This window comes from Citricoccus sp. I39-566 (assembly GCF_031432995.1).
Classification (GTDB): domain Bacteria; phylum Actinomycetota; class Actinomycetes; order Actinomycetales; family Micrococcaceae; genus Citricoccus; species Citricoccus nitrophenolicus_A.
Window position 1 is genome coordinate 3,352,990 of record NZ_CP133842.1, and the last position, 26,377, is coordinate 3,379,366.

A 26,377-nucleotide genomic window follows, 5' to 3' on the forward strand; every position below is an offset into this window, starting at 1 on the left:
CGCGGCGTCCCCGGGCAGGCAACGATGGAAGCATGAACGAGAACGATGCCCACACCGGCGGCTTCTACCCCTGGATCGAATCGCTGCGCACCGTGCGCTCCCCGAACCGCTGGATCGGCGGCGTGGTGGCCGGGGCCGCCGATCGCCTCGGCATGGACCGCACCCTGGGCCGCGCCCTGTTCGTGGTCCTGACCCTGCTGACGGCCGGGCTGACCGTCCTGCTCTACGGGGCCGCCTGGATGTTCCTGCCCGAGCCCGACGGCCGGATCCACGCCCGGGAGGCCGCCCGCGGGCGCTGGAGCTCCGGCACCACCGGCGCGCTGATCGTCTCCGTGCTGGGCGTCGGCAACCTGTTCAGCGTCCCCGGCCAGATCGGCCGCGGTGAGAGCTTCTGGAACTTCGGCAGCGTCGTGGGGCTCGCGATCATCGGCTTCTTCGTGTGGCTGGTGGTCTCCAAGGGCCGCCAGGGTCCGCCGGAGGCGCTGGAGGCCCCCGGCCACGCCGAGACTGCCGGTGCCGCCGGGGCCACCGCTGTCCCGGGCGCCCCCGAGGCCCCTCCCGAACCCGTCTACCTGGCGCCCTCGGACACCGGGTGGTACTCGACCCCCTCAGAGACCGCACCCACCATCCCCCTCCCGGAAGGACCCGAGCCCATGTCCGCCGCTGCCTCACATCCCCCGTACCAGCCCCCGTACCAGCCCTCCTCTCAATCCTCCTACCGTCCCCCGCACCAGCCGGCGCCGCCGGTGAACCGCACCCCACCCTCGCTGCCGGGCTCGACCCAGCTGGCCGTCGTCGGGCTCGCGGTGCTGGCCGGCGCCGCGGTGTCCCTGCTGCGCTACCTGGACGTCTTCACGGCCTCGTGGCCCGTCATCTGGGCCGCCTCCCTGGCCACCACGCTCGCGGTGCTCTCGATCGGCCTCATCATCGGGGCGATCTCCGGCCGCGGCGGCGGCGGGCTGACCGTGACCACGGCCATCCTCGCCCTGCCGGTGATCGGCGCGACGGGCGGCGCCGCGTTCAGCGACGGCATGACGGGCCCGTGGGGCCCCTGGTCCGAGCGCGGCGACTGGAACGGGGGCGTGCTGTCCGGCAACCCCGCGGACGGCTACGAGCTGAGCTTCGGTGAGGCCACCGTCAACCTCAGCGGCCTCGAGGGCAGCGGCGCCGCCACGGTGGACCCCGTGGAGATGAACCTCAGCTTCTCCACCGTGGACCTGATCGTTCCGGATGACGTGGACGTCTATCTCGAGGTGGACAACTCGTTCAGCTCCGTGGGCGGACCGAACCTCGGCACCGACGACGCCGGCCGCATCCAAGTGGTGGACGCCCCCGGTGACGAGCGGGTGATCGTCAACGCCGACCTGTCCTTCTCGACGCTGAACGTCAGCGCCGAGCCCTCCACCAGCGCCGACACCAGCACTGATACCAGCGCTGACACCAGCACCACCCAGGAGTGAATGACATGACCAGCCACAACCCCCAGAACCAGCCCGATCCCGAGGCCGACGCCCTCGAGGAGGAGATCACCCGCGGCACCGTGTACGACCGGCACTACGGTGCCGACCACACGGCCGACCACACGGCCCACCGCAGCGCTGAGGCCGACGGGCCGGCCGACGTCGGGCCCCATCCATCCCTCGACTCGCCGGAGAAGCCCGGCCTGCGCACCGGCACCCTGGTGTGGGGCGTGATCGCCCTGCTGGTGGCCCTATGGTCCCTGTCCGTCACCGTGCTTGACTGGAACGTGGACCCGGTGCTGGTGATGATCGGGCTCGCCGTGGTCGGCGGCGTGGCCCTGCTGGCCGGCGGCATCGCCGGTGCCGCCCGTAGTCGAACCCGCTGAGCCACCACCCGCCAAGCCACCACCCGCCAAGGAGAACACCATGGACACCCTCTATCGCACCCTGAGAAGCATCCCCTTCCGCCGCGGCCCCCGCCGCTGGGTCGGCGGCATCTGCGGCGGGATCGCCGCCAAGTTCGGCTGGGACCCCACGCTGGTCAGGATCGTGGTCCTGATCAGCTTCATCCTGCCGTTCATCGGTCCTGCCGCGTATGTGATTGCATGGATCCTGCTGCCCTGGCAGGACAACACCATCCCCCTGGAGCGGGTGTTCCCGGGGACCCAGCGGCCGCTGTAACCCCGAGTAGCCCCGAGTAGTCCCGAGCAGTCCCGAGTAGTCCCGAGAAAGGAATCCCAGCATGCGCGTCGGCCTCCTCACTTCCGGCGGGGACTGCCCCGGCCTCAACGCCGTCATCCGGTCGGCGGTGCTGCACGGGATCAAGTCCTACGACTACGAGCTGGTCGGCATCCGGGACGGCTGGAGGGGGCTGATCGAGGGCGAGGTGGAGGACCTGCCGCGCCAGAAGGTCCGCGGCCTGGCTCGCACGGGCGGCACCATCCTCGGGACCTCGCGCACCCACCCGTACAACCACCCCGGCGGGGGGCCGGAGAACATCAAGGCCCGCATGGCCGAGCTGGGCCTGGACGCGGTGGTCGCCATCGGCGGCGAGGGCACCCTGGCCGGCGCGAAGCGGTTGTCCGACGACGGCGTGCCCCTCGTGGGCGTCCCCAAGACGATCGACAACGACCTCAAGGCCACGGACTACACCTTCGGCTTCGACACCGCGGTCTCGATCGCCACGGACGCCATGGACCGGCTGCGCACCACGGGCGAGTCCCACCACCGGTGCATGGTCGCGGAGGTGATGGGCCGGCACGTCGGCTGGATCGCCCTGCACTCGGGGATGTCCGCCGGCGCCCACGCCATCCTCATCCCGGAGCAGCGCACGTCCATGGACCAGGTGTTCGACTGGGTCCGGCAGGTCCATGACCGCGGCCGCTCCCCCCTCGTGGTGGTGGCCGAGGGCTTCGTCCCCGAAGGCCTCGACGATCCGCTGGCCGAGGCCGGGGCGGATGCCTCCGGGCGGCCTCGGCTGGGCGGCATCGGTGAATGGGTCACGCGCCAGATCGAGGACTCCACCGGGATCGAGACGCGCAGCACCGTGCTGGGCCACATCCAGCGCGGCGGCGCCCCCACCGGCTACGACCGCGTACTGGCCACCCGCTTCGGCATGGGGGCCATCGACCTCGTGGCCCAGGGCCGGTTCGGGCAGATGGTCGCCCTCGACGGCACGGAGATCGTCCAGGTGGACCTGGCCGCGGCGCTGGACGGCCTCAAGGAGGTCCCGGCGCACCGCTACGACGAGGCCAAGGTGCTGTTCGGGCGGTAGCGGGGCAGGCGAGTAGCGTGGAGGCCATGCCCGTCAACGCCCACACCCGCCAGATCATCGAGCTGGCCTGGTCCCGCATCCTGGGGCTCGACGACGAGGCGCTGGCCTCGGCCGGTGGCCGCCGGCTCGAGGTGGCCACCGATGCCGCCGCCGGTGACCGTCCCGACGAGGACGACCAGATCGCCACCTTCGTCCGGCTGTACGGTACCTCTGTGCTGTACGGGCCCCGCTGGCTGCTGGACGCCGCGCGGGACGTGGACGACGAGGTGCTGGCCCTGGAATCGACCATGATCCGCCTCGGCACGGGGCATGCCGCGCGTTCCCTCGGCGAGTGGGTGCTGTACTACGCCGACGACGTCCCGGACCTCGACCGGTCCTCCACCGTGGCGGTGTCCTACGAGGACGCGGACGCCCGGGAGCTGGAGGCCCAGTGCCCCGCGGATGACGTCACCGAGGTGGGACTGTCCGGCGTGGACTCCACCTTCACCCTCATTCCCGACGACGGCGCGGGCACCCCGACCGGTCGGCCGGTGGCAGGTGCCGGGTACGAGGAGTGGCAGGGGCTGATCGGCCACGTGGGCGTCCTGGTCCGGCCGGACGTCCGGCGCATGGGCCTGGGCGCCTATGCCGGGGCCATCGCGATGGAGGAGGCCTTCACGGAAGGCCTGATCCCCCAGTGGCGGGCCGCCCTGGGCAACACCGGCGCCCAGCGGGTGGCGGCGTCGCTCGGCTTCGAGCTGGCCGGTTCGCAGACGACGATGCTGTTCAACCAGTAGGCCTGTTCAACCAGTAGGCCTGTGCAAGCGGTCGTGCTCCTGCCTACCCTGAGCCATGGCGCTCAGATGGTATTCGACCGTGGTGGAGTCCACCGATCACCGCGCCTTGGCCCGCTGGTGGGGCGAGGCCCTCGGCTGGGAGGCCGCCTACGCCTCCGATCTTGAGGTGGTCCTGGTCCCGCCGTGGGCTGCGGAGTTCTCCGGCTCCCTGCCCTTCCACCGTGTCCCGCCCGGCATGGTCTTCGTGCCGGTCGAGCACGGGAAGTCCGGGAAGAACCGACTGCACTGGGACTTCGCCCCGCACTCCTCGGACGACCGGGACGCCGAGATCCAGCGGCTGGTGGACCTCGGGGCCAGGATCATCGACGTCGGCGAGCCGGCGGAGGCCACCTGGACCGTCCTCGCCGATCCCGACGGGAACGAGTTCTGCGTGCTGTCCGCGCGCGACCAGTAGGTTTCCACAGCTTGGTTTCCACAGAGGGGCGTTCGGCCCTTTACGGTGTCCTCGCCGGTCGGTAGAGTAGTACACATGTTCGAAGACGCGGATCGTGCTCCCGGGGTCACCCCCTTGCACGAAACCGCGCCCGGCGACCCCGAGAGCTCCACAGTCCCTGCCGTTCCGGCGTTGTGGGATGCCCAGGCCATCATCGCCCTACGCGAGTGCCTGACCGGCATGGTCCCGGCCGCCTCTGCCGCCGCGCTCGCATCCACCAGCACCGCCACTGCTGCCGCCGCTTCTGCGAGCACGCCCGCCGGCCCGTTCGGGCCGAGCCAGGAGGAACTGGCCGCCGTCACCCGCGAGGCCGAGGCCATCCACCGCATCCGTGCCCTGGAGGACCTCAAAGCCGCCTGCGCCGCAGTCCAAGCCCGCGAAACCGCAGCCCTCCACGCCCACCGGGTCCTGGATGAAGCCGCCCGCGGCATCCCCGCCTCCCGCCGCGGACGCGGCCTGGGCACCGAGATCGGCCTGGCCCGCCGCCAGAACCCCCACCGCGGCAGCACCCACCTCCGCCAAGCCCTGAACCTCACCCAACACCTCCCGAACACCCTCACCGCCCTCCAGACCGGCCAGATCACCGAAGAACACGCCGCCACCCTCGAACGCCACACCCACTGGCTCCCCGCCCCCGCCCGCCACCGCGTCGACACCACCCTGGCCGACCGACTCCCCGGCCTCAGCCTGCGCGACCTCACCCACCACACCCAGGCCGAAGCCCACCGGCAGGACCCCCACACCGCCGCGGAACGATACGACGAGGCCGTCACCGACCGGCACGTCCACCTCAAGCCCACCGACCACGGCATGGCCTACCTCACCGCCCTGCTGCCCGCCTTCGAGGCAGCAGCCTGCTACCACGCCCTCACCGACCAAGCAGCCACCACCCTGGCCCTCGGCGAAGCCGAAGGACGCAGCCCGAAGCAGGTCCTCTCCGACGTCCTCGTCGAACGCCTCACCGGCCGCACCACCCAGGACTCCTCCCCCGTGGAGATCCACCTCATCATGACCGACACCACCCTGCTCGCAGGTGACCACGAACCCGCCTGGATCCCCGGACACGGCCCCCTCCCCGCCACCACCGCCCGGAAACTCCTCACCCCCGACCCCCAGCATCCCGAGGCACCCCAGGACACTGAGGATCCCGAGGCACCCGAGGACGCTGAGGCCGCTGGGGCCCGGGTGTTCCTGCGTCGGCTCTACACCTCCCCGGAGACCGGACACCTGGTCGCGATGGATTCCCAGCGTCGGGAGTTCCCCCGGAAGCTACGCCAGATGATCATGATCCGGGACAACCTCTGCCGCACCCCCTACTGCGGAGCACCCATCCGCCACATCGACCACGCCACCCCCTACCGGGACGGCGGACCCACCAGCTACGCCAACGGCTCCGGCCTCTGCGAACGCTGCAACTACACCAAAGAACACCCCGGCTGGACCCATCGGACCACCCCGCACCACCTCGACATCACCACCCCCACCGGCCACCACTACACCAGCCACCCCCGACCCCTCACCCCACCCCGCGCACCAGTAGCCCCGGCCACTGCCGACCCCAGAGTGACCCCTCACGCCGCCGAGCCCCGGAGTGGGATGGTCGAGGGAAACGCGCAGGGGCGTGCCCGGGAACGTCCGGGAGAAAGTCCGAGAGAAGGTGCGAGAGAAGGTGAGCCCGACCAGCGAAGCGCGCCCTGCACCACAGACACCGCACCCGTCACGGTGCGGGTGACGGCGAAACCGCCCCCGCCCACATCAGGCAGGACGACAGGAAACCCGGCAGGACAGTACAGACCGACAGCCCCATCCAACTCGGCCGGCAAGCCCAGCCCGGCAGACCAGGTCAGACGGGCACCGCACCTCGGGCCAAGACCCCGGCATCGGCGGATCGACCTGGCCTGGTCCCGGTCTCGCTCCGGAAATCCCGGGTCTCGCGGCGCTCCTCTCGCTCGGGTGGAGTATGCGCGGGCTGCCTAGGAATACCGGCCCAGGTTCAGCCTGGTCAGCGCGCGCCCTTGCGGAGGAAGCCGGTCTGACGCCCGACGACCTGCCCGGCCTGAGGGGAGACCACGGTCTCCTGGGTCGCTGCCGTGAAGGTCCAGCCGTCATCGGCCGATCCGCCGCGCACCAGGAGCTCGGCCTCGGGGTCGGTGTTGCGCTTGAGCATGGCCAGCGCGATGGGGCCCATCTCGTGGTGCAGGGCCACGGAGGTGAGGGTGCCGACGGGGCGGGCCGTCGCGGCCTCGGCCGCGTCCGCCGAGGCAGCCTCCGGCCGCACCACCACATCGGCTCCGGGCGAGGGCAGGGTGTGGCCCGAGCCGTCGAGCTGCAGGAACGTCAGTCGCCGGGGCGGCCGGCCCAGGTTGTGGACCCGGGCAATGGTCTCCTGGCCCTTGTAGCAGCCCTTCTCCAGGTGCACGGCGGTACGAACCAGGTCGATCTCATGCGGGATGGTCCGCTCGTCCGTGTCCACGCCGTGCCGGGGGCGCAGAGCGGCAACACGCAGTGCCTCGGAGGCCATCGTGCCGGCCAGCGTCCAACCTTCGGGCAGCGCCTCCTTCAGGCCGCCGTCCAGCACCGACGACGGCACCAGGTACTCGTTCCAACTCCAGTCGGCCGCCGGATGGTGCGCGGGGTCGGGGTCAGCGGTGTACGGGAACCCGCCCTCGCCGATGGCCGGCCACGGGTCCTGCCACCGCGCCACGGCCGCCGCCCCGTCCACGCCGGCGTCCCATCCGGGAACCTCGGCGGTGGAACCCAGCACGGCGATCTCGCCGGTGCGGTCGGCGACCTCCACGCGGGAGGCGAACCTCATCTTCTCCAGCCAGTCGGCCAGCCCGGCGTTCTCCCCCGGCTCCACGGTGAGCCAGGTGGTCTCCCCGTCGTCCACGAGGTGGCAGTCGAACTCGATCCGGCCCTGGATGTCCAGGAACAGGGTCTCGCTCGACGTCCCGGGTGCCAGGCGGTCGAGCTTCTGGCTCGTCAGCACGTTCAGCCAGGTCAGCCGGTCGGGGCCGGTCACCGTCACCACGCCGCGGTGCGAGAGGTCCACCACCGCGGTGCCCTCCGCCAGCGCCCGCTGCTCGGCGTTCGGCTGGCCATAGTGCGCGGCCACGGGGGCGTCTGGACCGTTCCCGGCCACCGCCCCGGGGAGGTTCAGCATGGGTCTCAGGACTCCATTCGGGGTTTCCCGGGTGCCAGCCGTCCCTGCGTGGGATCCGGCATCCGGTCGAGGATGGCCGAGGCATGCGGCTCCTCGCCGGCCTCGGAGGTGTGGGTGGCGTCCCAGCGCCAGAACATCTGGCCGTTGACCAGGCCCATGATCCGCGTCCCGCCCTCGTACGGTCCGGCGGCCGAGCCGCGCAGGACGGAATCGGTCTTCAGCTGGAGCTGGGGGCCCTTGATGACGCCGTAGTACAACTCGGTCAGGGATCCGGGGTGGGAGATCTGCGCGGTGATCGGGAAGGAGCCGTCCTCCCGGCGGAAGGTCTCCACGTCATCGGCGGAGCGGAGCACGGGCACCACGTCAGCGGGCTGCATGCCCGGGCCCGGGTCACCGTCCCGTCGGTCCCGGTCCAGCGCCCAGAAGCCGTTCTCCACGGTCAACGGCCGCAACAGGGTGCCGTCCGGCTCGCAGAGCCAGGACTCGGCGCGGTACTCGATGAACGGCAGGCGGTGGTCGGTGAAGTCGACCCGCTGGTAGAAGACCTCGGACCCCTCCTCGCCGGAACCGAGACGCCCCTGCCCCTCCCAGGCGCCGATGAGCCAGGAGAGCGGTGCGAGCTCCGGGGTCAGGTCAAACGGCAGTTCAGTGGCCACGCGGGCTCAACCTCAGCGCTGGCCCTTGTACAGGCCGGTCACCACGAGCACGGCGAAGGCGGCCATGGCCAGTCCCGCGATGACGAGCAGGGCGGTGAAGAAAACCTCAAGTGCAAGAATCGACATGTCTCCGATCCTACTCCAGAGCTAGTCCATCCGCGTTCCGTCGCCGTCGCGCCCCGCCACATGACGTCCGCCCTTGACCTGGTCCAGCCAGTAGGTGACGAACTCGTCCTCAGGGTAGGTGTCCAGGTCCGTCTGGATCGCCTGCAGGATCTGGTCCCCGTCCTCCGCGTTGACCGCGTCGATCCGCAGGACCTCCTCCTCGTCACCGCGCCGGCGCACCACCACGGACACGCCGACCACATCGGCCCCGGACCCGCCGAAGACCTGGGTGAGCACGCCCCCGACGAACCGGAACGCCCGCTCGAACGCGTCGTCCCCGCCCTCCTCCATCGCCGCCGTGTAGTGGGCTGCGGCCATCTCCGTCATGACAACTCCTTCCGCCGGTCAGACCGGCATGATCCTGAACACAAAATAGGTCACGATTCCCGCCACGGCCACGGGGGCCGTCCCCAGGGCCATGGCCGCGCGCTGTCCCACGGGCCGGCCGCGCCCGCGCTCCGGCGCGAGCTGTCCCAGCAGCACGAGCACCAGCCCGCCCAGCGCGCCGGCCACCACGGCGGCCGGCAGTGGCAACGCCGGCCAGGCGGCGGGCCAGAGGCCGGACAGGACCCAGGGCACGACGCCGGCCAGCACCACGGAGAGCCCAGCGGCCAGTCCCCGGCCGGACCGGCCGGGGAACGGAACCAGCCCGGCCAGGGCCGCGAGCGCCAGGGAGACGCCCACCGAGAAGGCGAGCGGGCCGGCGTCGTACCGGGCGAGGGCGACCCAGGCGGCGCCGCAGCAGACGGCGGCCACGCCGGTGATGGTCCCCGCAGTGGACTCCAGGCGGTGGGGGCTGCCGGAACCGCGGAACAGCTGGACCATGAAGGCGGCCAGCACGCCGAGGGCGATGGTCACGGCGATCGGTTCGATGAGCGAGGCCCCGAAGTCCTCGATCCCCTCACCGGGGCCCCGACCGGGCCAGAGTGCCACGGCCACGGCTGCGCCGAGGCCGGTCAGGCCGAGCACGGCGGTCAGCGACTTCCGGGCCGGGGCTCCGAGCATCTGCGGCCAGCCCAGGGCCACGACCACCACGAGGACGGCCGCCACGAGGACCATGATCCACGGGGTGCCCAGCCAGGCCGAGACGAGACCGCCCGCGGCCACGACCACGGCGGCGAGCGCGCCGGTGACGGCCAACAGAGGATGCTTCACCCTCCCATCCTGCCATTGACTCCTATAATCGTCCTGACCCGGAAGAGGAGGCCCTCCATGGCCCTGCTGTTGATGCTCTCCGGCGCGTCCGACCGCCCCGAGGCAGTCCTGGAGTCCCTGGCCTTCCTGGACCACCGCACGATCGCGGGACCACCGCGGGCCGAGACGTTGCTGCGATACCCAGATGCCGACGTCGTGCTGGTGGACGCCCGGCGGGACCTCACGGGCGCCCGCAGCCTGTGCCGCGCCCTGGCCGCCGCCTCGCCCGACCTGCCGCTGCTGCCGGTCCTGACCGAGGGCGGGCTCGCCGGCTTCTCGCCCGCGTGGGGGCCCCGCGACTTCCTGCTGGACACCGCCGGCCCCGCCGAGGTGACGGCCCGGCTGCGGCTGGCCACCCAGCCGCGGGCTGAGGACGGGGCCAGCGGCTCTGCGGGGGACCAGCCGATCCGCGCCTCGGGGATCTTCGTGGACGCCTCCACCTACACGGCCCAGGTCCACGGCGAGCCGATGAACCTCACGTTCAAGGAATTCGAGCTGCTCAAGCACCTCGTGCAGCATCCCGGCCGCGTCTTCACCCGGGAGCAGCTCCTGCACGAGGTGTGGGGCTACGACTACTTCGGCGGCACCCGCACCGTGGACGTCCACGTGCGGCGGCTGCGGGCCAAGCTGGGGCCGGACCAGGAACAGCTGATCGGCACCGTGCGGAACGTGGGCTACCGCTTCGTCCCCCGCGAACCCCGGGAGAACGGCGCGTCCAACGACTAGGGTGGGGCCCATGGACCACCCGCATGAGTTCCCGTCCTTGTCCACGAGCGCCGGCCGGCTCGAGGCCGGTCTGCTGCGCGACCTGGTGACCCTGGCCGAGGCCGCCGAGCAGGCCGACGGCAACCCCCCGTTCTCCGACCAGACCTGGGTCGAGCTGCGCACCACGGACGACCCGGACCGGGTCCACACCGTGACCGCGTGGCTGGACCATCAGGACGGCCGCGAGGGCGAGCTGGCGGGCGCCGCCGTCGCGATCTCCCCCGCCCCGGACGCCGGACCGGAGGCCACCGGGACGCTGGAACTGGTGGTGCACCCGAACTGCCGTGCGCAGGGCGTCGCCACCGCGCTGGCCCGCGGGGTCCAGGACCGCCCCGGCCGCCCCGTTCCGCTGAACGCGTGGGCGCACGGCAACCATGCGGCCGCCGCGCGGCTGGCCGAGCAGTTCGGCTACGCGCCGGTGCGCGAGCTGTTGCGCCTGCGCCTGACGCACCAGGATCCCTTCGCCGCGCTGCCACTGCCGGAGGGCGTCACGATCCGGTCCTTCGTGCCGGGCACCGATGACGCGGCCTGGCTGGAGACCAACGCCGCCGCCTTCGCCAGTCATCCCGAGCAGGGGTCCCTGGACCAGACCGACCTGGACGCCCGGAAGGCCGAGCCCTGGTTCGACCCGGCCGGCTTCCTGGTGGCCGAGGACGCCGACGGGATGATGCTGGGCTTCCACTGGACCAAGATCCACGCCGGCGTGGAGGGCCACCCGCCGCTCGGCGAGGTGTATTCGGTGGGGATCGCGCCGGCGGCGCAGGGCCGCGGCCTGGGCAGGGCGCTGACCGTGGCCGGCATCCGCCACCTGCAGCAGCAGGGCGTCGAGGCCGTGATGCTCTATGTGGATGCGGACAACACGCCCGCCGTGGAGTTGTACCGCAAGCTCGGGTTCGTCCGCTGGGACACCGACGTGATGTACGCCCCGGGCGCCTGAGGGGCCCGCGCATGTCCCAGACGGCCACCCGCCTGTCAGCCGCCCGATCCACCGCCGCCTTCCATGACGCCGGACCCACCGCGCAGGTGCTGGCCGCGGGCATCCTGCCGTGGCGCTCCGCCGGACAGGGGCTCGAGGTCCTGCTGATCCACCGCCCCCAGTACGACGACTGGTCTTGGCCCAAGGGCAAGCTGGACGACGGCGAGACCCTCCCCGAATGCGCCCGGCGTGAGGTCTCCGAGGAGATCGGCCTCCAGATCGAGCTCGGCATCCCGCTGCCGATCACCCGCTACACGGTCGGCAACGACAAGAACACCACCAAGGAGGTCTGGTACTGGGCGGCCGAGGCCGGCCGGGCCGCACCGGTCCCGGACGGCAAGGAGGTGGACCGCACCCGGTGGGTCACCGCCGAGAAGGCCCGCGGGCTGCTGACCAACTCCACGGACGCCGAGCCGCTGGAGGCCCTGATCTCCGCCCACCGGGACCAGGCCCTGCGCACCGCGCCCTTCATCGTCCTGCGCCATGCCAAGGCCAAGCCGCGCTCCTCCTGGTCCCGCGCGGAGGGCCAGCGCCCGCTCGCGGCCACGGGGCGGCGCCAGGCGCTGTCCGTGCGCCGGCTCCTGGCGTCCTGGGACCCGCAGAAGGTCATCACCTCGCCCTGGCAGCGCTGCGTGGAGACCGTGACGCCCTACGTCAAGGACACCAAGCGCGGGTTCAAGGAGGTCTCCGCCTTCACCGAGAAGTCGGCCAAGAACAAGCCCCAGAAGGCGCGCCAGGAGACGGCCAGGCTGCTCGGCAAGCTCCGCTCGACCCTGCTGTGCACCCACCGGCCCGTGCTGCCGGAGATCCTGGCGGTCCTGGCCCGGAACACGCCGCCCGCCGTGCTCGCCGCCCTGCCGGAGAAGGACCCGTTCCTCTCCCCCGGGGCGGTCATCGTGGCACACCAGGGGCTGGACCTCGGCGGGAGGATCGTCTCGGTCGAGACCTACGACGTCTGGGACGACTGAGTTCTCGGGGGCACTGGGTTAGGGTCTTGCCATGAACACCGGCGGCGAGCAGGCACCCAAGATCGTCCACGATGAGCTGCGCGTGAAGCGCGACCCGGACCGCGGCCGGGTCGAGCTGTGGCAGCGGGACCAGTTCATCGGCTTCCTCGGCTACGCGGAGCACACCGTGGGTGAGGACACCGTGGTGGTGCTGCAGCACACGATCATCAAGGAGTCCTTCGGCCGCCGCGGCTATGCGCGCGCCCTCGTGACGATCGTGCTGGAGCGCCTCAAGGCCGAGGGCTTCTCGATCGTGCCGGAGTGCTCCTACGTGCAGGATTACCTGCGGCGCTACCCGGAGTACCAGCCGCTCGTGTTCGAGGGCGAGCTGCCGGAGTAGCGACCTCCCCTGCACCACCTCTGTTCAATGTGTCAATGGTTTGGTACATTGACACAAAGATCAGGGGGGGCACATGGGATACACGAACGACGACGGCCAGTGGGTCGGCCTGGCCGGCTGGGCCGGTTCAGCCGGACTCGGGCTGGCGCTCGGGCTGGGGCTGCTGTACCTCGTCCTGCGCGGCACCGCGTGGAGTCCCGGTCGCGGCGATCCCGTCCGGGCCGTCCGCACCCACGCCATGATCACGGCGCTCATCGCGCTCTTCGCCTCGGGCACCTCCGGGCTGAGCCGGCTGGCCACGGCGGAGGAGTACGCGGTCTTCGGCCACGGCGCCTTTCCCGTCACCACGCAGACCGAGGGCGAGACCGTTCGCACGATCACCACCGCCCCGGTGCCCGGACTGTCCTGGGTCGAGGGCCTCGGGACGGTCCTCGGCCCGGTCCTGGGCTTCGCGCTCGTCTACGTGGTGGCGCAGTACACGTGGCCGCGGCAGTCCGGCGCCGTGCGCACGGCACGGCTCAGGGACCGCCGGCCCTCGGACCTGCTGCCGAGGTACCTGACGGCCTTCACCGCCCTGCTCCTAGTGGCCGCCGTCGGCTTGGTGGCCCTGTCCTGGACCGCGCCGGGCGTCGACGCCCGGCAGGTCGACGAGCGTTGGGGCGCGGGCGAACCGGGCAGCGCGGAATGGGACCAGGGATACGGCGGCGAGAATTCATGGTTCGAGCCGGGCGTCCGGGCCGGCGCGGACATCGCCCCCTGGCTGCTGCTGGCTGTGGTGCTGGTGGTGTTGGCCTTCGTGGTGGTGCTGCGGACCATCGCCCGCCGGCCCATCCTGGGCGGCCTGCACCCGCACGACGACGACCTCGTCCGCCGCATCGCCGTCAACCGCGCCCTGCGCACCACCGCGGTCATCGCGCTCGGGATCGGCCAGGCGGGTTTCAACGCCTGGGCGGTCGCTGACGCCGCACGGGCTCTCCAGGCCGCCGACTCCTACTCCACCCCGTTCATGCCGTGGCTCGGTCTGGCCTCGGTCCTGGCGATGCTCATCCTGCTGTTCTGGCGCTCCCCCTACGTCTCCCAGCTCGGCTCCCACACGGCGCCCGGCCTCGAGGGGTACGACGCCGGCCGGTCACCCCGGAATGCCGGCTCACCGGCACGGTTCGACGCCCCGAGCCGACCCGGCACCGCCCGCGCCGTGCTGCGGTTGCGCCTGGACGGGGCGACGTTGGCGTGGATGCTCGCGGTGCCGAGTGGGGTGCTGGTCGCCTTCTTCCTCTGGGCGGCACCCGCGGACGGGGACGCCCAGTGGTCCATGCTGCTGTGGTCCGCCCTGCCGTGCGCCGCCGCACTGTTGATCCTGGGCCTCACCGAACTCGGCGTCCGTCGCGGTCACTGCCCCGCCCCGGGGACGGACGGCGGGGCCGTCACCACGGGGTCCCCCTCGCGCTGGCCGTTGCTCGCCCTGGGGCTGGCGGTGCTGCTGGCCACCGTGTGGTGTGTGCTGTGCACGGTCACGCCGGCATTCCAGACCGCGCAGGCAGCGGAACTGGCGGGGGCCTTGGCCGCGACCACAGCGGGTTTCGCGCTGCTCTCGCTGGCATTGGCCCGGCTGGCCGTCCGCCGGCCGGCGCTCGGCCGCGCCACCGCCGCACAGGACGCGGCCCTCCGCGCCGGCGGGGCCAACCGGGTCCTGGCGGTGGGCGCCGCCGGCGTCTTCGCCGTGACCGCTGCCGCCCTGATCGCCGGCGTGCAGGTGTGGAACGGGTTCATCACCTCCGCCGTCTTCGACCCCGGGGTCAACGACCTGCCCGACGGCCTCCTCCTGACCCGGACCCTGCTGTTGTTCGCACTCTTCAGCCTCATCGTGGTCTGCGTGATCGCCCCCGCCCCAGAGGTCCCCGGCGTGGCCACCCGGCCCTCCCGTGCCGGGGACGCGCTGGAGACCTCACGACCATGAGCGCGGAGATCACCCTCGACCTCTCCTCGCCGGTGCCGCCATTCGAGCAGCTGCGGGCCAGGATCACGGCGCTGGTCGACGACGGCACGCTCGCCCCCGGCGCCCGGCTCCCCTCGGTGAGGGCGCTGGCCTCGGACCTCGGGATCGCCGTGGGGACCGTGGCGCGGGCGTACCGCGAGCTGGAAGCCGCCGGCTACGTGTTGTCCCGGCGCCGGCACGGCACCACGGTGGCGGAACGCCTGCCGGGGCGAGCCGACCATGCCGAGGCCCCGGCCGACGTCGTGCGGGCCGCCGAGGAACTGGTGGACCGGGCCCGGGCCGCGGGACTCAGCCCAGAGCAGACCGTCGCCCTGGTCCAGGACGCGCACCGTAGACTGGGGCGGTGAGCATTCCCACCCCGTACGAGGATCTCCTGGCCGAGGTCCTGGCCGATGGAGCCGTCAAGACCGATCGCACCGGAACCGGGACCCGCAGCGTCTTCGGACGCCAGCTGCGCTACGACCTCTCCGAGTCCTTCCCGCTGATCACCACCAAGCGCGTGCACTTCAAGTCCGTGGCGCTGGAGCTGCTCTGGTTCCTGCGCGGGGACTCCAACGTCCGCTGGCTGCAGGAGCGCGGTGTGCGGATCTGGGACGAATGGGCGGACGCGGACGGCGAGCTCGGCCCGGTCTACGGCGTGCAGTGGCGGTCCTGGCCCACCCCGGACGGCGGCCAGATCGACCAGATCGCGAAGGTCGTGGACTCCATCCAGACCAACCCGGACTCGCGCCGGCACCTCGTCACCGCGTGGAACCCGGCCGAGGTGGAGCAGATGGCCCTGCCGCCGTGCCACGCGATGTTCCAGTTCTACGTGGCCCCGCAGGACGACGGCCCCGGGAAACTGTCCTGCCAGCTCTACCAGCGCTCGGCGGACCTGTTCCTCGGGGTGCCCTTCAACATCGCCTCCTACGCCCTGCTGACCGTCATGATGGCCCAGCAGACCGGCCTGGAGCCCGGTGAGTTCGTGTGGACCGGCGGTGACTGCCACATCTACGCCAACCACGTGGACCAGGTCACCGAGCAGCTGACCCGCGAGCCCTACCCCTACCCGCGACTGCAGATCACCCGGACGCCGGATGACCTCTTCAGCTACGACCTCGAGGACTTCGCGCTGGTCGACTACCAGCACCACCCGACGATCAAGGCCCCCATTGCCGTCTGACCGACCCACTGAGAGCACCCCCTCGCGCATCGGCATGATCTGGGCACAGACCCCGGACCGCGTGATCGGAGCCGACGGGACCATGCCGTGGCACCTGCCCGAGGACCTCGCCCACTTCAAGGAGATCACCCGGGGCCACCCCGTCATCATGGGGCGGCGCACCTGGGACTCCTTCCCGGAGCAGTTCCGCCCCCTGCCGGAGCGCACCAACATCGTGGTGTCCCGGCGCCAGGAGACGGCGCGGTCCATGCGGGAGGCGGGGGCCGTCGTCGTGCCCGGTTTCCAGGAGGCCCTCGAGGCCGCGGGCGAGGCGGACGGGCTGGACCTGATCTGGGTGATCGGCGGGGCGACGCTGTACGAGCAGGCGCTCGACGTGGCCACGCTGGCCGAGATCACCGTGATCGACACCGATGTCCCCGGAGACACCCACGCCCCCGCCCTGGACGGCCAGTGGACCCGGACCGCCGTCCAGGAACACGACGGCTACCGCTTCGAACGCTGGGAGAGACCATGAGCCTGATGAACAAGACCACCCTGACCTTCATCGCGTTCATCGCGTGCCCGATCCTGGGACTGGTCACCGCCGTGATGGGCCTGGTCATGATCTTCACGGACAACGTGGTGATGGGCGTCGTCTTCCTCGTGGTGCTCACCCAGGTGTTCATTGTCGGCGGGTTGTGGGCCCTCATGAAGCGCAGGTCACTGACCTCAGACCCCGAGGGCCCGTAGACTTGCCCACATGCTTTCCCCTGATTCAGCAACTCTGCCCACCCCCGAGACCGCCGCCAACCCCACCGTGGGACTCATCGGCTGGCGCGGCATGGTCGGCTCGGTGCTCATGCAGCGGATGGCCGAGGAGGGCGACTTCGGCCGCCTGAACCCGGTGTTCTTCTCCACCTCGGCCGCCGGCCGACCCGCCCCCACCTTCGAGGGGATGCGGGGCGAGGCCGGACTGCTGCAGGACGCCTACGACCTCGAGACGCTGGCGAAGCTGCCCGTCATCCTGACCACCCAGGGCGGGGACTACACGAAGGACGTCTACCCGAGGCTGCGCGCCGCCGGCTGGGACGGCATCTGGATCGACGCCGCCTCCACCCTGCGCATGCAGGACTCCTCGATCATCGTGCTGGACCCGGTCAACCGGAACGTCATCGACGCCGGCCTGGCGAACGGCGTCAAGGAGTTCGTGGGCGGCAACTGCACCGTCTCCTGCATGCTCATGGGCCTGGGCGGACTCTTCAAGGCCGGTCTCGTGGAGTGGGGCACCGCCATGACCTACCAGGCGGCCTCCGGCGGCGGCGCCCGCCACATGCGCGAGCTGCTCACCCAGTTCGGCGACCTCCACGGCGTGGTGGCGGACGAGCTCGCGGACCCGGCCTCCGCCATCCTCGAGATCGACCGCAAGGTCACCGCCGCCCAGCGCGACGGCTCCCTGGATGCCTCCCAGTTCGGCATGCCGCTGGCCGGATCCCTCATCCCCTGGATCGACGCGGACCTCGGCAACGGCATGTCCAAGGAGGAGCAGAAGGCCGGGGACGAGACCAACAAGATCCTCGGCCACTCCGCCGCCCAGCGGATCCCCTTCGACTCCCTCTGCGTGCGGATCGGCACCCTGCGCTCGCACTCCCAGGCGCTGACCCTGAAGCTCACGCAGGACGTGCCGCTGGACGAGATCGAGCAGATCATCGCCTCCGACAACGAGTGGGCCACCGTGGTGCCCAACACCAAGGAGGCCTCGATGGCGAACCTGACCCCGATCTCTGCCTCCGGCGCCATGACCATCCCGGTGGGCCGCCTGCGCAAGATGGAGATGGGCCCCGAATACCTCTCCGCCTTCACGGTGGGCGACCAGCTGCTGTGGGGCGCTGCCGAGCCCGTGCGCCGCATGCTGGCGATCGCCACCGGGAACCTCTGATCCGCTAGAGCCCCTCCATGACCAGCTCCGCGTTGAGCTGGGCGCCCGCCATGGTGCCAGCGGCCGCGGCCGCGCCGACCTGGGCGGAGAGGTCCGAGGCGTTGCCGGCGGCCGAAACGCCGGGCACGCTGGTGCGGCCGAAGGCGTCCACGGTGAGGAATCGGCCCATCGGGTTCTCCTCGGTGCGCAGGCCGAGCGGTTCGAAGACGGCGGTGTTCGCGAGCATCCTGGTGGCCACGACGACGACCTCGGCGGGTAGCAGCTCGCCGCCCGCCAGGCGCATGCCGGTCAGCCGGGACTCGCCGTCCTGGACACCCGACTCGACGCCGGCCACCTCCCCCGTGACCACCGGGATGCCGCGGGCGGCCAGCATCCGGGTCTGGTCCGCCTCCAGCCCGGGCCCGCGCCCGGTCTCCTCCAGGAACGTCATGTCCGCGCTGAGCTGGCTGAACAGCATGGCCTGGTGCACCGAGTTCGGGGACGTGCCCAGGACCAGGATGGAGCGGTCCCGGACCTCCCAGCCGTGGCAGTAGGGGCAGTGGATGGCACTGCGACCCCAGTGCTCGGCGAGTCCGGGGACGTCCGGCAGCTCGTCCGTCAACCCCGTGGCGATGAGCAGCCGGCGGGCGGTGAGCATGGCGCCGCCGGTCAAGACAGCCTCGAAGCGGCCGTCCCCCAGGCGGCGGACCGCCGTGACCTCCCCGTCCAGGACCTCTCCCCCGTAGCCGGCGACCTCGAGGCGCCCGGCGGCGAGCAGATCGGCGGGGCTGATGCCCTCGCGGCCCAGTAGGGCGTGGACGCCCTCGGCCGGGGCATTGCGGGGGCGGCCGGAATCCACCACGGTGACGGAGCGCCGCGACCGCGCGAGGGTCACCGCCGCGGCGAGTCCGGCGGCGCCTCCGCCGGCGACGAGGACGTCGAGTTCAGAGGGTGCTGAGGAATCGTGTGTTGAGGTCATGACCTCATTCTTCAGGGACCACCTAGAGTTGGCAAACATTCTTGCCGAACAGCAAATACACCCCTTGTGGATGCACCCTTGGCGGGCCGTCAGTCGGCGGCGAGCAGCCTGCGCCGCTTGCGGTACATCTTCTTCAGGCCGTCCGCGGGCAGGATGGGCTCGGGCCATTTGGGCTGCAGCTCGTCGCCGAGCGTGATCCCCCGGATCCGGCGGCCGAACATGGGCAGCACCCACTGGCGCAGCCACTCCACGTCCCGGCTGACGGACTGGATGGGCCCCACCCGCTCGCTGGGCCCGAAGGGCTCGAACTCCAGCTGGTGCCGGACTCCCAGGATGTTGAGGACCTGGATGGCCATGTAGCGGTGCCCGGCTCGGTTCATGTGGAGCTTGTCGATGTCCCACATGCGGCGGTCCCGGTAGGCGTCCCACGTCCAGTAGTCCACGAGCGTCACGGACTCCGGATATCGGCGGGCGAGGGAGCGCACGTGATCGTTGAACGCCCAGTTCCGGCGCTTGAAGGGCTCCAGGACGGGGTGCAGCGGGATGTCGAACCCCGTGAAGAGCAGCACCCGCGCCCCCGAGGTCGCGAGCCGCTCCACCGCGCGGGTGTACGTCGCCAGGACGGGGCCCAGGTCCTTGCGGACCTCGAGCAGGTCGTTGCCGCCCGCATAGAAGCTGACGAGGTCCGGGTCCATCGCCAGCGCCGGCTCGATCTGCCCCTCCACCACCCCGGCGAGGCGCCGGCTGCGGATCGCCAGATTGGCGTAGCGGATGTCCGGGTCCGCCTTGGACAGCTGTTTGGCCACCCGGTCCGCCCAGCCGCGCACTCCGTTGGGGTGCCGGGTGTCCCAGTCCCCCACGCCTTCGGTGAAGGAGTCTCCGATGGCCACAAACAATCCACCCATGGGGGATGACGCTAGAGACGGCACCGTTCAGGCCGGTGACGGGCCGGTGACGGCCACGGAAAGCGTGGCCCAACGGAATCCGTCAGAGCGCGCAGCCCACCAGCACCGGCTCGGGGTGCAGGCGCACGCCCCACCGGGCCTCGACGCCGTCCCGCACCGTGCGGGCGACGGCCAGCAGGTCCGCGGTGCGCGCCGAACCCCGGTTCGTCACCGCGAGCGTGTGCTTGGTGGACAACGACGCGCGGGCCCCGGCGATGCCGTGCTCGTCCGGTCCCAGCCCGAAGCCCTTCGAGAAACCCGCGCGGTCGATCAGCCAGGCGGCCGACAGCTTGACCAGGTCATGGCCGTCCTCGTCCTGGCCTGCGCCATAGGCCGGGGCGTCCGCGGGCAGGCGGGCGCGCACGGAGGCGGGGACGATCGGGTTGGTGAAGAAGGATCCCGTAGACCACGTGTCATGGTCCTCGGCGTCCAGCACCATGCCCTTGCCCGCCCGCAGGCGCAGCACGTGGTGGCGGACTGTCTCCAAGGGCGCTGCCTCCCCCTCGTCCACCCCCAGGGCGTGGGCCAGCTGCGCGAAGCGGACCGGGGCGGTGCTGCCGGAGCGGTGGAGGGTGAAGTCGACGCTGAGCACCACCCAGCGCGGGGTCGTGTCATCCGCGGCGTTCAGGCTGCGCTTGATCACCGAGTCCCGGTAGCCGAAGCCCAGCTCCGCCGCGGTGAGCGTCACGAGGTCCCCGGCCGCCCGGTCCCAGGCCTGCACGGAGGTCAGGGTGTGGGACACGTCCGCGCCGTAGGCGCCCACGTTCTGCACCGGGGTGGCCCCGGCCGACCCCGGGATCCCGGAGAGCGCCTCGAGGCCGGTCAGCCCCTGCGCGACCGTGAAGGCCACGGCCTCGTCCCAGTCCTGGCCCGCGGCCATCCGGACCCGGACGGTGGAGCCGGACTCCTCCACCAGCTCGACCCCGGAGAAGGCGAGCCGGACCACGGTACCGGGGAAGCCGGCGTCGGCCATCAGGGTGTTGGACCCGCCGCCGAGGACGAGGACGGGGACCCCGGAGGCGTCCAGGGAGCGGAGCGCCTGGACGGCCTCCGAGGCCGAGCGCGCGTCGATCCAGTCGGCGGCCGGACCGCCCACGCGGCTGGTGGTGTGCTCGGCGAGCCGCACCGGGGCGTTCACGCCCGGACCACAGCCTGCGCCTTCGTCAGGATCTTCGCGTCCCCGTGCCGCGGATCGGTGACGGTCAGGTCGACCCGGACCGTGCCGGCGTCGTCGTTCACCGCCCCGACCTTCCCGGAGACCGTCAGCTCGGCGCCCTCGGCCTCGTCCACCGGGACCATGGCGGTGAAGCGCGTCTGGTAGTCCAGGATGGCGCCGGGGTCCCCGCACCAGTCGGTGACGAGCTGGACGGCGGCGCCCATGGTCAGCATGCCGTGCGCGATCACGCCGGGCAGGTCCACCTGCCGGGCCGTGGACTCGGACCAGTGGATGGGGTTGAAGTCGCCCGAGGCCCCGGCATAGCGCACGAGGTCGGCGCGGGTCAGGGTGAGGGTGGCGGAGCCGATCGAGTCGCCCTTGGTGTACTCAGCCATGATCATTCCTCTCCGCGGACCAGCAGGGTGGACCGCACGGTGCTGACGGCCTCGCCGCCGGTGGTGGCGATCTCGGTGGCGGTGGTGACCATGGTGTGCCCGCCCAGGGACTTCACCGACTCCACGGTGGTGGTGCCGATCAGCTCGTCCCCGGCCACGGCCGGGCGGTGATGCGTGAAGCGCTCGTCCGCGTGGACCACGCGGGAGAAGTCGATGCCGGCCTCCGGGTCGGACACGACGGCGGCCTCGGCCTGCTGCGCGAGGGTCACCAGGAAGGTGGGCGGAGCCACGAGGTCGGCGTACCCGAGCTGCCGGGCGGCGGCCAGGTCCGCGTGGGCGGGGTGCGTGGCCTGCACGGCCGCGGCGAACTCACGGATCTTCTCCCGGCCGATGACGTAGGGCTCGGTGGGCGGGTAGCTCCGCCCCTGCAGGTCCGGGTTCACGCCCACGGCGGTCCTCCTGAAGTCGGTGGTGGGATCATCCTCCAGACTACCGGCTGCCGGTCAGGCGCAGAGTGACCCCACCCCGCCACATTGGTGGGGGTGTGGTCACTCTGTGCCTGAGGGGTTGAGGTACCGGTGGTCAGTCGGTCGTGGTGAGGTCGTACTGGTACATGACCTTGGCGACCTCGCCGCGGTTGATCGGGTCGTAGGGCTTGTAGAGCCCGTCCGTGTACCCGTTGACCAGGCCCTCGGAGGCGGCCCAGGAGATCGCCTCGTAGTGGGTGCCAGTGGCCGGCACGTCCTCGAACGCGGACTCGGCCGGAGCCGTGTAGTCCTCCGGGCCGGCGGCCCGGTACAGGAACGTCACGAACTCCGAGCGGGTCACGTCATGGCCCGGACGGAAGGTGTCATCCGCGTACCCGGTGGTCACCTGGTTGGCCTCGTCGGCGGCCCAGGCGATCGGGGTGAAGTGCGGTGCGCCCACCGGCACGTCCGGGAACACGGCCACGGCCGGGTCCGCGCTGTAGCCCGGGGCCAGGTAGCGCTGCAGGAAGGCCACGGACTCCCCGCGGGTGATCTCCGAGCCCTTGCGGTAGGTGCCGTCGGCGTAGCCGGTGGTCACGCCCGCGGACTGCATCCACCGCACCGGGGCGTAGTACACCGACCCCGGCTGGTTGTCCGCGAAGTCCTCCACCGGCTCCGGCCCACCCGGCTGACCGGAGTCGGCGAAGACGTCCGCGGCCGCGCCCAGGTTGAGGAACACGGTCTCGCCCGTGGCGTCCTCCACCCCGTCGTTGTCCGTGACGGCGTAGACGTTGCCGTTGCCGGCGATGGCCAGGCCCTCGAGCTTCTCCTGGGTCCAGCCGTTGAGCGTCCGCAGCTCGGGCAGCACGTCGATGGCCTCGGTCTTCTCGAGGACCTCGACCTCCTCCGCGGGGGCGTCGGTGGCGGCGCCGGAGGCCGGGACGTCCACCGTGAAGACCTTCTTCAGGGCGGCGTCCGGGCCGTTGAGCTTGTCCCGCTCGATGAGGGCGAGGCTGTCCTCGTCCACCGCGGTGATCTCGCTCAGGCCGATCCAGTCGCCCTCCACGTCCGTGGGCTCGAGCTCGTAGCCGAACCACTCCCATGCGCCTGCACCGTCCTGGGCGGCGGGGGTGAACTTGGCGATGCGGGCGAAGTCCTCGCCGGCCGCCTCACGCTGGAGCGCGGCGTAGAGCACCACGTCCTCGCCGCTGCCGTACCCGGTGACGCCCTCGAGGCCCTGGCCCCTCAGGCCCGCGGCGATCTCGGCGGGCAGGTCGATCGAGGCGAGTTCCTGGCCCTCCGCGTCCACGTGGACCAACCGGTTGCCCTCGGAGCCGACCTCCCCGTCGGTGATCGCGGTGCCCTCGACGGCCAGCCAGAAGGTGCCGTCCGCATCGGCCCAGAGGCCTTCGACATCGTACCCCTTCTCCAGGGTGAGCTCGGAGGTGATGGTGGCCGGGCCGCCGTCGTTGCCGGTGGTGGTGTCCACCGTGTAGATGCGGGACGGGGACAGGAAGTTGTCCGGGGCGGCGTAGAGCTGATCCGCCTCGCCGGGCACGGCGGAGAGGGCGCCCAGGGCGGACCAGGTGATCGGCTGGCCGGCCGGGGCACCGTCCGCGTCCGCGGACTTCAGGGTCGGCACGGCCGCCGGCCCCTCGCCCAGGCGGTACACCTGGACGGTGGCGCGGACGCCCACCTCGGCGTCGTCCTCCTCGGAGGAGACGATCATGAGGTTGCGCTCCGGGATGGCCAGAAGGCCCTCGGGGCCATTGGTGGAGGGCATCAGCTGGGTGAAGACCGGGTTGGCCGGGTCGTTGACGTTGTACACGGCCACGAAGTTGCCGCGCTCGGAGCCGACGAAGGCGTACGTGGTGTCCCCGTAGGTCTCCACGGTCAGGCCCTCGGGCTCGGAGCCCTTGTTCTCGGAGCGGTGCTCGGGGAACTGGCCGTAGCGGTGGGCGAGGTTCTCGAAGGTGTTGCCGGCGTCCCACACCACGCTGCCGAAGTCCTCGGACCCCGGATCGGCGTTGAAGACGGTCCAGCCGCGGCTGCCGCCCTTCCAGTCGCCCTCGTTGGCGGTGGCCACGTGGTCGTTGCCGATCCAGCCGATGGCGTCCGGCTCGCGCACGGTGTCCGTGATCGAGTCGGTCAGGGACAGGTTGCCGTCCTCGGTGGCGTCGATGCCGTCCACCGAGACCGCACCGGCCGAGAAGTGGTCGAGGACGGTCCCCTCGGCGTCGAAGACCACCACGCCGTTGTTCTCCTGCAGGGTCAGGGCGGCCCTGGTGCCGTCCGGGGAGAACTTCACGTACTCCGGCTCCGGGTCCTGAGGAGTGTCCAGGCCGTCGAGCCCGGTCAGGTCCGTGTAGAGGATGGCGTCCGCGTCCAGGGACGTGATGTCCTCACCGGACAGGTCGATCACGGCCAGCTCGCCGGCGGGCAGCTGCGGCAGGCCGCCGTCCACGTCCTCGCGGTCCTCATCGCGCTGGTTCTCCATGGCGATCAGGGCGGTGGAGCCGTCCGGGGAGACGTCGATCGAGTCGGGCTGGCCCTTCAGCTCCACGCCGTGGATCAGCTCGCGGGTCTCCGGGTCCCAGAACTCGACCTTGCCGACCGGGTGCTCGAAGTCCTCGGTCTGGTCCGTGACCACGATGATGAAGGCCTCGGTGGCGTACACGGAGGTCGGGGAGCCATCGGTGGGCTTGAAGCCGTCCGCCGCCGGGTTCTCCGGGTCGGTGATGTCCACGAAGCCGATGCCCCCGGCCTCGGCGTCGGTGTGGATCACGGTGTTGCCGTCCGCGGTGACGGTGGAGATCTCGGCGACGGTGGCGGCGGACCGGTCCGCTTCCTCGTCGGCGGCGAGCTGGTTCTCGTAGGCGGGAAGCGTGGCGAGACGGTGGAACGCCTGGCCGTCGGCGGCCTCGCCGGCGGGAACGGCGGGTGCGGCCGGGACAGCCGGTACTGCGAGGACCGGGGCGGCGAAGGCGCCGGTCAGGGCCGTGGAGAGGCCCAGTGCGACGGCACCGGACAGGCGGCGGTGGGTACTCATGGCGAGGGATACCTTCCGAGGATGGAGTGGGGACCTCCCCATCCAAGCCCGCCCCTCCCCGACTTCGGTGTCCGCCGGAAGGCGCCCGGGTGAACTCCGGGCCACCGGGCGGTGACGTCAGCGGCGGTGCCGCCGCTGGGCGTCCCGCGCGCGCAGGACCTGCGCCGCGAGGTGCGTCACGAGACCGAGGCCGATCAGCCCGATGGCCGTCCACTGGATCGACAGCAGGGTCAGGGCGCCGCCGATCACGGCCAGGACGATGCCGAGCAGGAGGAGTCCCGTGCCGGTCAGCAGGGTGATGCGGTACGGCCTCGAGCCGTTGTCCCAGGGATTGAACACCCCTCTACGGTAGCCGCGAAGCGCGCCACCACGAGCTCCGCCAGTTCCGCGGGCACGGGGCCCTGGGCGCCCAGCAGCGGGGCGGAGGTGGTCTCGGCCCCGGCCAGGTCGGCCTCGGCCACCAGCCGCGCCTGGAAGTATCCCGGGGCCAGCAGGTAGCTCACCACGATGACCGGCCGTCCCGGGGACTCGCCTCCGACGGATCCGACGGCGGCCGTCACGGTGGGGTGCGCGGCCGAGAGGTACGCGTCAGACACCGGCGTGCCCAGCCGGTGGGCGAGGCGGGACGCGACCGTCCGGCAATCGGCGACGGCGCCGGCGTCGGTGGATCCGGCCGCGGCCAGCACCACCCGGTGGTGGCCGCGGACGAATCCGGCCTCCAGCGTGCGGCGCACCAGGAGGTCCACGAGGCGCTCGTCCGGTCCCAGCGCGGACGCCACGGGGCTGCGGCCGGCGGCGGCCTCGGCCAGGTCCACCCGGACGTGATAGCCCGCGGACAACAGCACGGGCACGACGACGGCCGGCCGGTTCTCCGGCAGGCTCGCCAACACCTCCCCCACCCGCGGCGACTGGACGTCCACGTGGGCCAGCCGGACCTCCGCGGCGGTCCGGCTGGCCACGGCCTCCGCGAGCGCGGCGATGCGGCCCTGACCGGCCGGATCCGCGGTGCCGTGCGAGACGGCGACGAGGATGGGCAGGGCGGGGAGGCCGGCACTGCCGGTCATGCGGCGAGGACCTCCACGACCCGGTCCCTGACGCGCACCGGGAAGGTCCGGATCCGCAGGTCCGGGTCGGTGAGGCACCGACCGGTCGACAGCTCGTAGACCTGCTTGTGCAACGGGGACGCGAGCGTGGGGATCCCGTTCCGGGAGCCGACGATGCCGCGGGCCATCACGTAGGCCTCCGACTGCGGATCCCGGTGGGAGACCGCCAGGACCTCGTCCGAGGGCAGGCGGACCAGCGCCACCTGCTCCCCGTGGACGAGGGCGGCCTCCGCCCAGAGCGGCTCGAGCACGTCGAGCGGGCAGACCGGCTGCCAGGCGGCGTCCGCTGCGGCGGTGGCGGCGGTGGCGGCGGGAGCGGTAGAGGCCGCCAGTTCAAAAGGTGCTGTGAGGGTCATGGCACCACGATAGGCACGGGGTGTTTCCGTGGCGGTCCGGGGATGTTTCGCCCGTGCAACGTTGTCCTCTCGCCGGCGCCGGCAGCCCCGGTGAGGGCCACGTCATC

General features: G+C 71.8%; 30 protein-coding genes. 17 read left to right on the plus strand and 13 right to left on the minus strand.

What is annotated here, in order from left to right; all coding sequences use genetic code 11:
- Window positions 1–32: 32 nt before the first annotated feature.
- The 7 genes from RE421_RS15400 to RE421_RS15430 all read left to right on the plus strand — a co-directional run bounded on the left by RE421_RS15400 (window position 33) and on the right by RE421_RS15430 (window position 6,480).
- Entirely contained in the window at window positions 33–1,460 is a 1,428-nt protein-coding gene (locus RE421_RS15400) for a PspC domain-containing protein (RefSeq protein ID WP_309811999.1), read from the plus strand.
- Between the two features lie 5 nt (window positions 1,461–1,465).
- A complete protein-coding gene (locus RE421_RS15405; RefSeq protein ID WP_309812001.1) occupies window positions 1,466–1,846 on the plus strand; it encodes a hypothetical protein in 381 nt (126 codons plus the stop codon).
- 40 nt (window positions 1,847–1,886) lie between these two features.
- Entirely contained in the window at window positions 1,887–2,141 is a 255-nt protein-coding gene (locus RE421_RS15410; RefSeq protein ID WP_309812005.1) for a PspC domain-containing protein, read from the plus strand.
- 61 nt (window positions 2,142–2,202) lie between these two features.
- On the plus strand, window positions 2,203–3,234 hold the full coding sequence (locus RE421_RS15415; protein ID WP_309812010.1) for a 6-phosphofructokinase: 1,032 nt from the start codon (window positions 2,203–2,205) through the stop codon (window positions 3,232–3,234).
- A 26-nt stretch (window positions 3,235–3,260) separates the two neighbouring features.
- Window positions 3,261–4,010 carry a GNAT family N-acetyltransferase gene (locus RE421_RS15420; protein ID WP_309812013.1) on the plus strand — a complete coding sequence of 250 codons (750 nt, stop codon included), beginning with the start codon at window positions 3,261–3,263 and terminating at the stop codon, window positions 4,008–4,010.
- Window positions 4,011–4,065: 55 nt separating this feature from the next.
- Entirely contained in the window at window positions 4,066–4,464 is a 399-nt protein-coding gene (locus RE421_RS15425) for a VOC family protein (RefSeq protein WP_309812017.1), read from the plus strand.
- Window positions 4,465–4,539: 75 nt separating this feature from the next.
- On the plus strand, window positions 4,540–6,480 hold the full coding sequence (locus tag RE421_RS15430; RefSeq protein WP_309812020.1) for a DUF222 domain-containing protein: 1,941 nt from the start codon (window positions 4,540–4,542) through the stop codon (window positions 6,478–6,480).
- Window positions 6,481–6,505: 25 nt separating this feature from the next.
- Here the strand turns inward: RE421_RS15430 and RE421_RS15435 are convergent, their stop codons facing one another.
- The 4 genes from RE421_RS15435 to RE421_RS15450 all read right to left on the minus strand — a co-directional run bounded on the left by RE421_RS15435 (window position 6,506) and on the right by RE421_RS15450 (window position 9,642).
- On the minus strand, window positions 6,506–7,666 hold the full coding sequence (locus tag RE421_RS15435) for a folate-binding protein (protein WP_309812022.1): 1,161 nt from the start codon (window positions 7,664–7,666) through the stop codon (window positions 6,506–6,508).
- A gap of 5 nt (window positions 7,667–7,671) precedes the next feature.
- Window positions 7,672–8,322: an FABP family protein gene (locus tag RE421_RS15440; protein ID WP_309812024.1), complete on the minus strand. Its 651-nt coding sequence runs from the start codon at window positions 8,320–8,322 to the stop codon at window positions 7,672–7,674.
- A 147-nt stretch (window positions 8,323–8,469) separates the two neighbouring features.
- Window positions 8,470–8,814: a hypothetical protein gene (locus tag RE421_RS15445; RefSeq protein ID WP_309812027.1), complete on the minus strand. Its 345-nt coding sequence runs from the start codon at window positions 8,812–8,814 to the stop codon at window positions 8,470–8,472.
- A gap of 18 nt (window positions 8,815–8,832) precedes the next feature.
- A complete protein-coding gene (locus tag RE421_RS15450) occupies window positions 8,833–9,642 on the minus strand; it encodes a hypothetical protein (RefSeq protein ID WP_309812029.1) in 810 nt (269 codons plus the stop codon).
- Window positions 9,643–9,699: 57 nt separating this feature from the next.
- On the opposite strand from RE421_RS15450, the gene RE421_RS15455 reads away from it, so the two are divergent.
- The 10 genes from RE421_RS15455 (at window position 9,700) to asd (ending at window position 17,842) form a co-directional block, all read left to right on the plus strand.
- The gene (locus tag RE421_RS15455) at window positions 9,700–10,407 is read left to right on the plus strand and encodes a response regulator transcription factor (protein WP_309812033.1); all 708 of its coding nucleotides are present in this window, start codon (window positions 9,700–9,702) and stop codon (window positions 10,405–10,407) included.
- Between the two features lie 10 nt (window positions 10,408–10,417).
- Window positions 10,418–11,383, plus strand: a complete 966-nt coding sequence (gene mshD, locus RE421_RS15460; protein ID WP_309812036.1) for a mycothiol synthase — start codon at window positions 10,418–10,420, stop codon at window positions 11,381–11,383.
- An 11-nt stretch (window positions 11,384–11,394) separates the two neighbouring features.
- Window positions 11,395–12,390 carry an NUDIX hydrolase gene (locus RE421_RS15465; RefSeq protein WP_309812040.1) on the plus strand — a complete coding sequence of 332 codons (996 nt, stop codon included), beginning with the start codon at window positions 11,395–11,397 and terminating at the stop codon, window positions 12,388–12,390.
- A 31-nt stretch (window positions 12,391–12,421) separates the two neighbouring features.
- The gene (locus tag RE421_RS15470; RefSeq protein WP_309812043.1) at window positions 12,422–12,769 is read left to right on the plus strand and encodes a GNAT family N-acetyltransferase; all 348 of its coding nucleotides are present in this window, start codon (window positions 12,422–12,424) and stop codon (window positions 12,767–12,769) included.
- Between the two features lie 73 nt (window positions 12,770–12,842).
- Complete coding sequence (locus RE421_RS15475) at window positions 12,843–14,726, plus strand: hypothetical protein (protein ID WP_309812046.1); 1,884 nt, start codon at window positions 12,843–12,845, stop codon at window positions 14,724–14,726.
- On the plus strand, window positions 14,723–15,112 hold the full coding sequence (locus RE421_RS15480) for a GntR family transcriptional regulator (RefSeq protein ID WP_309812049.1): 390 nt from the start codon (window positions 14,723–14,725) through the stop codon (window positions 15,110–15,112). The genes RE421_RS15475 and RE421_RS15480 overlap by 4 nt, the downstream gene beginning before the upstream one ends.
- Complete coding sequence (locus RE421_RS15485) at window positions 15,109–15,927, plus strand: thymidylate synthase (protein WP_309812052.1); 819 nt, start codon at window positions 15,109–15,111, stop codon at window positions 15,925–15,927. Before RE421_RS15480 ends, RE421_RS15485 begins: the two co-directional genes overlap by 4 nt.
- A gap of 34 nt (window positions 15,928–15,961) precedes the next feature.
- The gene (locus tag RE421_RS15490) at window positions 15,962–16,441 is read left to right on the plus strand and encodes a dihydrofolate reductase (RefSeq protein WP_309812055.1); all 480 of its coding nucleotides are present in this window, start codon (window positions 15,962–15,964) and stop codon (window positions 16,439–16,441) included.
- A gap of 5 nt (window positions 16,442–16,446) precedes the next feature.
- Window positions 16,447–16,656, plus strand: a complete 210-nt coding sequence (locus RE421_RS15495; protein ID WP_309812058.1) for an NF038396 family protein — start codon at window positions 16,447–16,449, stop codon at window positions 16,654–16,656.
- 10 nt (window positions 16,657–16,666) lie between these two features.
- Complete coding sequence (gene asd, locus RE421_RS15500) at window positions 16,667–17,842, plus strand: aspartate-semialdehyde dehydrogenase (RefSeq protein WP_309812062.1); 1,176 nt, start codon at window positions 16,667–16,669, stop codon at window positions 17,840–17,842.
- Window positions 17,843–17,846: 4 nt separating this feature from the next.
- Here asd and RE421_RS15505 read toward each other — a convergent pair whose 3' ends face one another.
- From RE421_RS15505 to nirD, 9 genes are all read right to left on the minus strand, one after another.
- Window positions 17,847–18,800: an NAD(P)/FAD-dependent oxidoreductase gene (locus tag RE421_RS15505; protein WP_309812064.1), complete on the minus strand. Its 954-nt coding sequence runs from the start codon at window positions 18,798–18,800 to the stop codon at window positions 17,847–17,849.
- 89 nt (window positions 18,801–18,889) lie between these two features.
- The gene (locus RE421_RS15510; protein ID WP_309812066.1) at window positions 18,890–19,705 is read right to left on the minus strand and encodes an SGNH/GDSL hydrolase family protein; all 816 of its coding nucleotides are present in this window, start codon (window positions 19,703–19,705) and stop codon (window positions 18,890–18,892) included.
- A gap of 82 nt (window positions 19,706–19,787) precedes the next feature.
- Window positions 19,788–20,882 carry a UDP-N-acetylmuramate dehydrogenase gene (locus RE421_RS15515; protein WP_309812069.1) on the minus strand — a complete coding sequence of 365 codons (1,095 nt, stop codon included), beginning with the start codon at window positions 20,880–20,882 and terminating at the stop codon, window positions 19,788–19,790.
- A complete protein-coding gene (locus RE421_RS15520; protein ID WP_309812071.1) occupies window positions 20,879–21,295 on the minus strand; it encodes a MaoC family dehydratase in 417 nt (138 codons plus the stop codon). Before RE421_RS15520 ends, RE421_RS15515 begins: the two co-directional genes overlap by 4 nt.
- 2 nt (window positions 21,296–21,297) lie before the next feature.
- Window positions 21,298–21,744 (minus strand): MaoC family dehydratase N-terminal domain-containing protein, encoded by a 447-nt coding sequence (locus tag RE421_RS15525; RefSeq protein ID WP_309812074.1) that lies wholly within the window; start codon window positions 21,742–21,744, stop codon window positions 21,298–21,300.
- Window positions 21,745–21,877: 133 nt separating this feature from the next.
- Window positions 21,878–24,811: an esterase-like activity of phytase family protein gene (locus RE421_RS15530; protein WP_309812077.1), complete on the minus strand. Its 2,934-nt coding sequence runs from the start codon at window positions 24,809–24,811 to the stop codon at window positions 21,878–21,880.
- Between the two features lie 117 nt (window positions 24,812–24,928).
- Window positions 24,929–25,150: a hypothetical protein gene (locus RE421_RS15535; RefSeq protein WP_309812079.1), complete on the minus strand. Its 222-nt coding sequence runs from the start codon at window positions 25,148–25,150 to the stop codon at window positions 24,929–24,931.
- Entirely contained in the window at window positions 25,099–25,875 is a 777-nt protein-coding gene (locus RE421_RS15540) for a CbiX/SirB N-terminal domain-containing protein (protein ID WP_309812082.1), read from the minus strand. Before RE421_RS15540 ends, RE421_RS15535 begins: the two co-directional genes overlap by 52 nt.
- Window positions 25,872–26,270, minus strand: a complete 399-nt coding sequence (nirD, locus tag RE421_RS15545; protein WP_309812084.1) for a nitrite reductase small subunit NirD — start codon at window positions 26,268–26,270, stop codon at window positions 25,872–25,874. The genes RE421_RS15540 and nirD overlap by 4 nt, the downstream gene beginning before the upstream one ends.
- Between the last annotated feature and the right edge of the window lie 107 nt (window positions 26,271–26,377).